8 protein-coding genes and 1 pseudogene are annotated in these 9927 nt (G+C 53.5%); 3 read left to right on the top strand and 6 right to left on the bottom strand.

All coding sequences use genetic code 11. From position 1 onward, the window contains the following. Positions 1–3: 3 nt before the first annotated feature. Together aroC and prmB are read right to left on the bottom strand one after the other, a co-directional pair. Positions 4–1089, bottom strand: a complete 1086-nt coding sequence (aroC, locus tag ABVN44_RS19050) for a chorismate synthase (RefSeq protein WP_000918457.1) — start codon at positions 1087–1089, stop codon at positions 4–6. 35 nt (positions 1090–1124) lie between these two features. Further along, complete coding sequence (gene prmB / locus ABVN44_RS19055; protein ID WP_001542329.1) at positions 1125–2057, bottom strand: 50S ribosomal protein L3 N(5)-glutamine methyltransferase; 933 nt, start codon at positions 2055–2057, stop codon at positions 1125–1127. Positions 2058–2222: 165 nt separating this feature from the next. Between prmB and smrB the strand changes: the two genes are divergently transcribed. Beyond that, entirely contained in the window at positions 2223–2774 is a 552-nt protein-coding gene (gene smrB / locus ABVN44_RS19060; protein WP_000730794.1) for an endonuclease SmrB, read from the top strand. A 99-nt stretch (positions 2775–2873) separates the two neighbouring features. On the opposite strand, the gene sixA is transcribed toward smrB, so the two are convergent. The 4 genes and pseudogenes from sixA to ABVN44_RS19080 form a co-directional block, all read right to left on the bottom strand. After that, positions 2874–3359, bottom strand: coding sequence for a phosphohistidine phosphatase SixA (gene sixA, locus ABVN44_RS19065; RefSeq protein WP_001195801.1), 486 nt, complete (start codon positions 3357–3359; stop codon positions 2874–2876). A gap of 208 nt (positions 3360–3567) precedes the next feature. Then, complete coding sequence (gene fadJ, locus ABVN44_RS19070) at positions 3568–5715, bottom strand: fatty acid oxidation complex subunit alpha FadJ (protein WP_000214145.1); 2148 nt, start codon at positions 5713–5715, stop codon at positions 3568–3570. After that, positions 5715–7025 (bottom strand): annotated as a pseudogene (gene fadI / locus ABVN44_RS19075) (acetyl-CoA C-acyltransferase FadI). The gene fadJ and the pseudogene fadI overlap by 1 nt, the downstream one beginning before the upstream one ends. A 177-nt stretch (positions 7026–7202) precedes the next feature. Further along, positions 7203–7487: a YfcZ/YiiS family protein gene (locus ABVN44_RS19080; protein WP_000030904.1), complete on the bottom strand. Its 285-nt coding sequence runs from the start codon at positions 7485–7487 to the stop codon at positions 7203–7205. Positions 7488–7857: 370 nt separating this feature from the next. Here ABVN44_RS19080 and fadL point away from each other — a divergent pair, with 370 nt between their 5' ends. After that, complete coding sequence (fadL, locus tag ABVN44_RS19085; RefSeq protein WP_001518618.1) at positions 7858–9165, top strand: long-chain fatty acid transporter FadL; 1308 nt, start codon at positions 7858–7860, stop codon at positions 9163–9165. Between the two features lie 194 nt (positions 9166–9359). Then, positions 9360–9818: an IS200/IS605-like element IS200F family transposase gene (gene tnpA, locus ABVN44_RS19090; RefSeq protein ID WP_000502119.1), complete on the top strand. Its 459-nt coding sequence runs from the start codon at positions 9360–9362 to the stop codon at positions 9816–9818. The last annotated feature ends 109 nt before the right edge of the window (positions 9819–9927 follow it).

The following is a 9927-nucleotide window of genomic DNA, read 5'->3' on the forward strand; positions in this document are numbered from 1 at the left end:
TTCTTACCAGCGTGGAATCTCTGTCTTTACATCCGCATTCTGTGCCCGATGGCGCAGTAGGTGATCCATCAGCACGATCGCCAGCATGGCTTCTGCGATCGGCACTGCGCGAATCCCCACACACGGATCGTGGCGCCCTTTGGTGATCATTTCGACTTCTTCACCCATCCGGTTGATCGTACGTCCCGGCACGGTAATGCTGGAGGTAGGTTTCAGCGCCATATGCGCCACAATGTGTTGCCCGCTACTGATACCACCGAGGATGCCGCCAGCGTGGTTGCTCTGAAAACCCTGCGCCGTGATTTCATCGCGATTCTGGCTGCCGCGCAGCGCCACCACGTTAAATCCTTCGCCGATCTCCACGCCTTTCACCGCATTAATGCTCATCAGCGCATGGGCGATGTCCGCATCCAGTCGGTCAAATACCGGTTCGCCAAGCCCTGCCGGCACGCCGCTCGCCATCACCGTCACTTTCGCGCCGATGGAGTCACCCTCTTTTTTCAGCGCGCGCATCAGTTCGTCCAGCGCGTCAAGTTTGTCCGCATCGGGACAAAAGAACGGATTAAGCTCAACCTGACGCCAGTCTTTAATCTCCAGCGGAATGTCGCCCATCTGGGTCAGGCAGCCGCGGATTTCGATGCCGAACTTTTCCGCCAGGTATTTCTTGGCAATCGCCCCTGCCGCTACGCGCATCGCGGTTTCACGCGCGGAAGAACGTCCACCGCCACGGTAATCGCGCAGGCCGTATTTCTGCTCATAGGTATAATCCGCGTGTCCCGGACGAAAAACATCTTTAATCGCGCTGTAGTCCTGCGAGCGCTGATCGGTGTTTTCAATCAGCAGGCCAATGCTGGTGCCGGTCGTCACGCCATCAAACACGCCGGAGAGAATTTTTACCTGATCCGGTTCGCGGCGCTGGGTAGTATAGCGCGAGGTGCCGGGGCGGCGTCTGTCGAGATCGTGTTGCAGATCGGCCTCCGTCAACGGGATGCCGGGCGGCACGCCATCGACGATACACCCAAGCGCCAGCCCGTGTGATTCGCCGAAAGTGGTTACGCGAAAGAGTTGTCCAATTGTGTTTCCTGCCATCACGGCTCCGTTATCGTTGTTGTCGTTTGCGTGTTTTAATCTTTATAAATGTTGAAATGTTCACGGGCCGCGAGCAACTGCGCTTTGGTCAACATAAAAACGCCATCGCCACCGTTGTCAAACTCCAGCCAGGTGAACGGCACATCCGGATACTGCTCCATCAGATGTACCATGCTGTTTCCGACTTCACAAATCAGAACGCCATCATCGGACAGATAATCCGGCGCATTTCCCAGGATACGACGGGTCAATTTGAGGCCGTCAGTGCCGGACGCCAGCCCCAGCTCAGGTTCGTGGCGATATTCGTTCGGCAGATCGGACATATCCTCCGCATCGACATAGGGCGGGTTAGTGACTATCAGATCGTACTGAACTTTCGGCAGATCGCGGAACAGATCGGAACGGATTGGCGTCACGTGATGGATAAGACCGTGTTCTTCAATGTTATGCTCGGCGACAGCCAGCGCATCCGGCGAAATATCGACCGCATCAACCTCTGCGTCCGGGAAAGCATAAGCACAGGCGATGGCGATGCAGCCACTACCGGTACACATATCCAGAATATATTTCGGCTGTTGGCTAATAAGGCCGGCGAAGTGGTTATTAATCAGCTCGCCAATGGGCGAACGCGGCACCAGCACGCGCTCATCGACATAAAATTCGTGGCCGCAGAACCAGGCTTTATTGGTCAGGTAGGCGACCGGGATACGCTCGTTAATGCGACGAATCACTCGCTCGACAATGCGGTGTTTTTCGCTGGACGTCAGCCGCGCGGTCCGCATATCTTCCGGAATATCCAGCGGCAGATAAAGAGACGGCAACACCAGTTGCACCGCTTCATCCCACGGGTTATCGGTACCGTGTCCATACCAGATATTCGCCGCGCTAAAGCGGCTTACCGCCCAGCGCAACATGTCCTGAATGGTATGCAGTTCACTTACTGCTTCATCGACGAAAATTTTATCCACGTATTCCTCCAGGGCATGCTCGCATTAAATTCGGCGGCTAGTTTGCCACGAAGACAGGGATAAATCAGCATTGACGCGGCGGGAGAATACGAAAAATCCGTTTTGACCGTTCGGATATCCTCCAGGTCGGGTAAACTAAGGCAAAAGATCAGACGAGACCCACGAATGAAAAAGAAAACATCGCTCAGCGAGGAGGACCAGGCGCTGTTCCGTCAGCTGATGGTCGGCACCCGAAAGATTAAACAGGATACTATCGTCCATCGGCCACTGCGCAAGAAAATCACGGAAGTCCCTACCCGAAGGTTAATTCAGGAACAGGCGGACGCCAGCCACTATTTTTCCGATGAGTTCCAGCCGCTGCTCAATACGGAAGGGCCGGTAAAGTATGTCCGTGAAGATGTCAGCCATTTCGAGCTAAAAAAAATGCGCCGCGGCGACTATTCGCCGGAACTGTTTCTGGATTTACACGGCTTAACGCAGCTTCAGGCCAAGCAGGAACTGGGGGCGCTGATTGCCGCCTGCCGTCGGGAACATATTTTTTGCGCCTGCGTCATGCATGGACACGGTAAACATATTCTGAAACAGCAAACGCCGTTATGGCTGGCGCAGCATCCGCATGTGATGGCCTTTCATCAGGCGCCGAAAGAGTACGGCGGCGACGCCGCGCTGCTGGTGTTGATTGAAGTGGAAGAGTGGCAACCGCCCGAATTACCCTGATGCGGAATTGCCGGATGGCGGCGCAAGCGCCTTATCCAGCCTACGAACAGCCAGCGCTGTCGTAGGCCTGATAAGCGAAGCGCCATCAGGCAGCAAAGATTAAATCGCTTTCGCCATTTTCAGATTGCAGGGACTCATTTGCCAGTTGAATGTCCCCTTGCCGCTTACATCAAGCGTAACGTTGGCAATTGCGGACGTCGTGAACATCGGCGGCGTTTCGCCCGGACAAAGCTCAGATACCAGGTATCCGACCAGAGGTAAGTGAGAGATCACCAGCACCGATCCGATCTCTTCATTGGCCAGCGCCTGCAGGTAGGCGCTGACCAGACCGACATCGCCACAGGGCGTTAGCTCCGGCAGGACATCCACCTGAGCCGGCAGATTCATACAATCGCCGACCACATCTAACGTCTGTTCGGCCCGAAGAAACGGACTCACCAGAACACGTTCGATATCCACTTTTTGACCTTTCAGCCAGTTCGCCATCAGGCGAGACTCGTCACACCCACAAGGGGTCAAGGGACGAACCGAATCACTGGCGGCATCGAGGGCTGCGTCGCCGTGACGCATGATAAAAACTTGCATATTGCACCGCTTTTGTTAACCAGTTTCACCAACACGCTTACCACATGCCCCTATTGGCTGCGGCAAAAATGCGGTGGCCGGCATTGTGCCTTATCCATTCACTGAATGAAACGCTGTTTTTTACCTCAATGGCGTAAGTATAGTCAATCCTTGATTATTATTTCGCCACTAAGGAGGCATTCAGTGCGGATTCATATTCTCTTTGACCTCAATTTCCCTGGTCAGTTTCCCCATTCGTCCAGAAATGCTCCCTGCGCTCCGCCATGCGCACTAATTGTTCACAAGGCGCGTAACGAGGACCGTAAAGTGCGGCCAGGCGCTGTAATGTCGCCACCATTTCACCCGGCCCGAGAGCATCCATATAGCGGAACGGGCCACCGAGAAACGGCGGAAAACCGATACCAAACACGGCGCCAATATCGCCATCGCGCGCGCTGCGAATCACTTTTTCGTCGAAACAGCGCGCCGCTTCGTTAAGCATTAACATGACACAGCGCTCTGCCACCTGCTGCGCAGATAGTCGACTCTGCCCTTGCACGCCAATAAGCTTATAAATAGCAGGGTCAACCTGTTTTTTGCTTTTACGCCCTTTTTCGCCATAAAGATAGAAACCGCGACCATTTTTTCTACCTTTGCGATCGTCATTCAAAATTGAAGCGACAACATTTGCAGGCGCGCTAAAACGTTCTCCATACGCCGCCTCAAGCACAGGAATAATTTTAGTGCCCGTGTCGATTCCTACCTCATCCAAAAGTTGGATTGGCCCCACCGGAAAACCAAATTTTACCAGGGCGGCGTCAATATGTTCGACGCGTTCGCCTTCAGTCAGCATCCGAATCGCCTCATTGATATACGGCGCAAGAATTCGGTTAACATAAAACCCGGCTTTATCGCTGACGACTATCGGGGTTTTACCCTGTTTTTTCGCCAGCTTAACGGTCGTGGCGATGGTCTGCGCGGAAGTAGACGCATGAGGAATGACCTCAACCAGCGGCATTTTTTCGACCGGGCTAAAAAAGTGCAATCCAATCACCTGTTCCGGTCTGGCCGCATTCGCCGCAATATCGCCAATCGGCAGGGAAGAAGTATTGGAGGCAAAAATGGTGTGAGCAGCGCAATTTTGCTCCACTTCCGCCACCATCTGTTGTTTTAACGGCAGATCTTCAAACACCGCTTCAATGACCAGATCACGATGACTGAAACCACGATAATCGGTCGAACCTGATATCAACGCCAACTGTTTATCGCGTTCGCTGGCTTTGATATGGCGGCGGCGTACTTTTGTTTCAAGCAGATCCCAGCTGTACTTCAGAGCATGATTGATCCCCTGAGTATTTATATCCTTAATTCGTACTGGCAAGCCGCCTTTACAGGCCGTAACCCAGGCGATACCGCCGCCCATTAACCCGCCGCCTAAGATGCCCACGCTGTTCAGCGGGCCGGGCGGCGCATCGCTACCGGGATCTTTTTTCACCTCGGTACTGGCAAAAAAAACAGCGCGCAGCGCCTGCGATTGAGGCGTCATCGCCAGCTCGCCGAAAGCGCGCGCTTCCGCGTCATAGCCGCTACTGCTGCCCTGCGCCAGTCCGGTTTCAATCACATCAATGATCCGCTCCGTCGCCGGATAATTACCCTGCGTTTTTTGCGCTGTCTTTTTACGCACCAGGCGAAATAACAGCGCGCGCCCCAGCGGCCCCGCCAGGATACGTTCACGGACCGGTAATGTCCGTTGCGCCAGGCGTTCTTTTTTAGCCAGCTCGACAGCCGCTTCCAGTAAAATAGTTTGCGGCACCACATCATCAACCAGCCCGGCTTTAAGCGCCTGTCTGGCGCGAAGCTGTTTACCTGTCAGGATCATATCCAGCGCGGTACTGACCCCCACCAGCCGTGGAAGTCGCTGCGTTCCGCCCGATCCCGGTAAAAGCCCTAACTGTACCTCCGGCAGTCCAAGAACGGTTTTAACGTCGTCGGTACAGATACGCCGATGGCAGGCCAGCGCCATTTCAAGACCGCCCCCCAGACAGGCGCCATGAATGGCAGCGATAACCGGAACAGGCAACGCCTGAATCTCCGCCATCAGTTGTTGCCCCTGACGCGCCAGCGTTTCCGCTTCCTGCGCATTTTGGCAGTGACCTATCATGTTGATATCAGCGCCAGCAATAAAGTTATCTGCTTTGGCTGAGATAAAAACAACGCCCTGCAACGCTTTATTTTCCCGGATCTGCTTCAGGATGGCGCGTACCTGCGCGGCAAACTCCGCTTTCAGGGTGTTCACCTTTTCTCCAGGGACATCAATAGCGACAACCGCGACATTATCCAGACGCACGTTAAGCATAAAAGCTGATGTGGTAGTCATTATTCCGCCTCCAGAACCATCGCCGCGCCAAGACCGCCAGCTGCGCAGGCCGTGACCAGGCCAAAACCTCCGCCCCGACGCCGTAACTCATGCAACGTTTGGGTTATCATCCGCGCGCCCGTTGCGGCAAAAGGATGCCCGTAGGCGATTGAGCCGCCGAGCACGTTGAATTTAGCGTCATCCACCTCCCCTGTCGCCTGCGCACGACCAAGCACCTCACGGGCAAATCGTTCGCTGCCCAGCAGTTGTAAGTTCGCCAGAGTCTGAGCGGCAAACGCTTCATGCATGTCGAAAAGCGTCAGATCGGCCATCGTCAACCCGGCCCGCTCCAGCGCCAGCGGCGTTGACCAGGCCGGCCCCAATAGCATGTCCTGCCAGACATCAATAGCGGTAAAGGCGTAGCTGCGCAGATAACCAAGCAGGTGCAGCCCCAGCTCTTTAGCGCGGGATTCGGTCATCAGAATAACGGCGGCAGCGCCGTCGGTCAGCGGTGTACTGTTGGCGGCGGTTACGGAGCCATGTTTTCTGTCAAAAGCGGGACGCAGTTTAGCGTAGTCCGCCAGCGTGGAGGTGCCGCGAATGTTGTTATCTTCTGCAAAGGGGTTTTTATACGGCGGCACATAGGTCGTCATCACTTCTTCCGCCAGTTTGCCCTCCGCCCATGCCTGCGCGGCGCGCTGATGTGAACGATGCGCCAGCGCGTCCTGCTGTTCACGCGTAATACCATACGTTTTCGCCATCTGTTCGGCGGTATCGCCCATGCGCAGACCGGTGGAATACTCAGCAACGGCGGGAGGAACGGGCAGCAGGTCGCGTAAGCGCAGACGAGAAAAAATCGTCAGCCGTTGGCGGGTCGTCCGGGCTTTATTGACATCAACCAGTACCCGCGCCAGGGCTTTACTCACGCCTATTGGCAGTACCGACTACGAATCTGCGCCGCCAGCGATACCGGCGCGTATCGTGCCGGCCATCAGGCTTTCCGCCACATTCGCTACCGCCTGAAAACTGGTGGCGCAGGCGCGGCTTACGCTATAGGCATCGGTATGAACATTCATTCCCGTACCCAGCACAATTTCGCGCGCAATATTGGGGGCTTCCGGCATTTGTACTACCTGACCAAAAACCAGTTGCTCAATGGCATCGGCTGGAATTTCACTGCGCGCCAGCAGCTCGCCTACCACCATCTTGCCGAGATCAACAGCGGGAATACCATGAAATGCAGTGGCCTGACGAGCGAAGGGGGTTCGTAACCCACTGACAATAGCAATGCGATCGCCCTGACGGGTGACCAACGGTAAAGCCTGACGCATAGTACTCCCCTGTAAAAAAATAAATTAGTGGTCTGACCTGATCACAGTCTTAACCAATTTTTTACATTTAGCCAAGCAGAGAGAAAAGAAAGTGGGAGCTAAGGCACAGTGAAGGGAAACGACAAAAAAAGAAAACGCCTCCGCCAGATGATGACGGAGGCGTCGTGAATGAACGGATTAACGCAGGCCGAGCTGGAAGATCAGCGTTTCTGCTTCGCAGGCGAAAACAAAATCAATATCCAGACGAACGCCTTCGGATTCCTCGGTAAAGGTTGGCGTAATTTGGCAAGGTTCAGACTCCACGCTACGCGCTTTTTCGGTTAACGCCGCCAGCGTCTCTTCAGCCTCTGCGCGGGTAGCGAATACGCGGCTGTATGACGCGGTGCAATCGGAGTTGTCCATGATGGTTCCAACGTCCATACAGCAGCAAACCGGGGTTTCATCAGCACTGCATTTACTCATTGTAGATTTCCTCTGTATTTGCACCCAGGGTGCCAGATAAACGATGGGGATATTTTACGCTCCCGGCATTCGCCTCTCCAGTCGTTAATGGTGGGAAACGCGTTAAGTGACCGAAATCACACTTAAAAATGATCTAAAACAAAAATCGCGCGATCGGGTGACCGTTAAGCCCGCCGATTTTGCCAGCCAGATCTCGTTTCTAAGATCACAATTGAAAAAACTTATAAACATACTTGCAACATTCTAGCTGGTCAGACCTATACTCTCGCCACTGGTCTGATTTCTAAGTCGTACCGCAGACCCTACACTTCGCGCTCCTGTTACAGCATGTAACATAGTTTGTATAAAAATAATCAATGAGGTTATGGTCATGAGCCAGAAAACCCTGTTTACAAAGTCTGCTCTCGCAGTCGCAGTGGCAATCATCTCCACCCAGGCCTGGTCTGCAGGCTTTCAGTTAAACGAATTTTCTTCCTCTGGCCTTGGCCGGGCCTATTCGGGTGAAGGCGCAATCGCAGATGATGCGGGTAACGTTAGCCGCAACCCGGCGTTAATTACCATGTTTGACCGCCCGACGTTTTCAGCGGGCGCGGTTTATATTGATCCTGATGTTAATATTAGCGGGACATCGCCATCTCGTCGGACGTTAGATGCGGATAACATCGCGCCGACGGCCTGGGTGCCGAACGTCCATTTTGTCGCCCCGATTAACGACCAGTTTGGCTGGGGGGCTTCTATTACCTCTAACTATGGTCTGGCGACAGAGTTTAACGACACATACGCCGGCGGCTCGGTTGGCGGTACGACCGATCTTGAAACCATGAACCTGAATTTAAGCGGCGCTTATCGCTTAAATGAGGCCTGGAGCTTCGGCCTCGGCTTTGATGCGGTATACGCGCGCGCGAAAATCGAACGTTTTGCGGGCGATTTAGGCCAGTTGGTCGCGGCACAGAATCCGGCGCTGGCGCCGGTTGCGGGTCAGATTCCCAGCGACACCAAGATTGCCCACCTGAACGGTAATCAGTGGGGCTTTGGCTGGAATGCCGGTATCCTTTATGAACTGGATAAAAATAACCGCTACGCGCTGACCTACCGCTCGGAAGTCAAAATTGACTTTAAAGGCAACTACAGTAGCGATCTTCCCATCGCTATAAACCGATTTAACCTGCCTATCCCAACGGCAACCGGCGGCGCGACGCAGTCAGGCTACCTGACGCTGAATCTGCCGGAAATGTGGGAAGTGTCCGGTTATAACCGTGTGGCGCCACAGTGGGCCATCCACTATAGCCTGGCCTATACCAGCTGGAGCCAGTTCCAGGAATTGAAGGCAAAATCGACCGCTGGCGATACGCTCTTTGAGAAGCATGAAGGCTTTAAAGACGCTTACCGCATTGCGTTGGGCACCACCTATTACTACGATGACAACTGGACGTTCCGTACCGGTATCGCCTTCGATGACAGCCCGGTACCAGCGCAAAACCGTTCTATCTCTATTCCGGACCAGGACCGTTTCTGGCTGAGCGCCGGTACGACTTACGCCTTTAACAAAGATGCGTCTGTCGACGTTGGCGTCTCTTATATGCATGGTCAGAGCGTGAAAATTAATGAAGGCCCTTATCAGTTTGAATCTGAAGGGAAAGCCTGGCTGTTCGGTACTAACTTTAACTACGCGTTCTAATCTCTTTCTGAGACGGATCAAAAAGGTGAGCATTGCGCTCACCTTTTTATTGTCTATGGAAAACCCCCAGCTAGGCTGGGGGTTCCGGAAAGCTTTCAGCTTTAAGTCAGTTATTAAAACCCCTTTTGATTTGTTAAAACATCTTGCGGTCTGGCAACTGCAAAAGTTCAACAAGAAATCAAAAGGGGGTCCCAATGGGGGACGAAAAGAGCTTAGCGCACACCCGATGGAACTGTAAATATCACATAGTTTTCGCGCCCAAATACCGAAGACAAGCGTTCTATGGAGAGAAGCGTAGGGCAGTAGGCAGCATATTAAGAAAATTGTGTGAATGGAAAAACGTACGAATTCTGGAAGCGGAATGTTGTGCAGATCATATTCACATGCTTCTGGAGATCCCGCCGAAGATGAGTGTGTCGAGCTTCATGGGATATCTGAAGGGTAAAAGTAGTCTGATGCTTTACGAGCAGTTTGGGGATCTAAAATTCAAATACAGGAACAGGGAGTTCTGGTGCAGAGGGTACTATGTCGATACGGTGGGTAAGAACACGGCGAAGATACAGGACTACATAAAGCACCAGCTTGAAGAGGATAAAATGGGTGAGCAATTATCGATCCCTTATCCGGGCAGCCCGTTTACGGGCCGTAAGTAACGAAGTTTGATGCAAATGTCAGATCGTATGCGCCTGTTAGGGCGCGGCTGGTAAGAGAGCCTTACAGGCGCATCTGAAAAACCTCCGGCTATGCCGGAGGATATTTATT

The sequence above is a fragment of the Salmonella sp. SJTUF15570 genome, from assembly GCF_043357055.1.
GTDB classification, from domain to species: domain Bacteria; phylum Pseudomonadota; class Gammaproteobacteria; order Enterobacterales; family Enterobacteriaceae; genus Salmonella; species Salmonella enterica.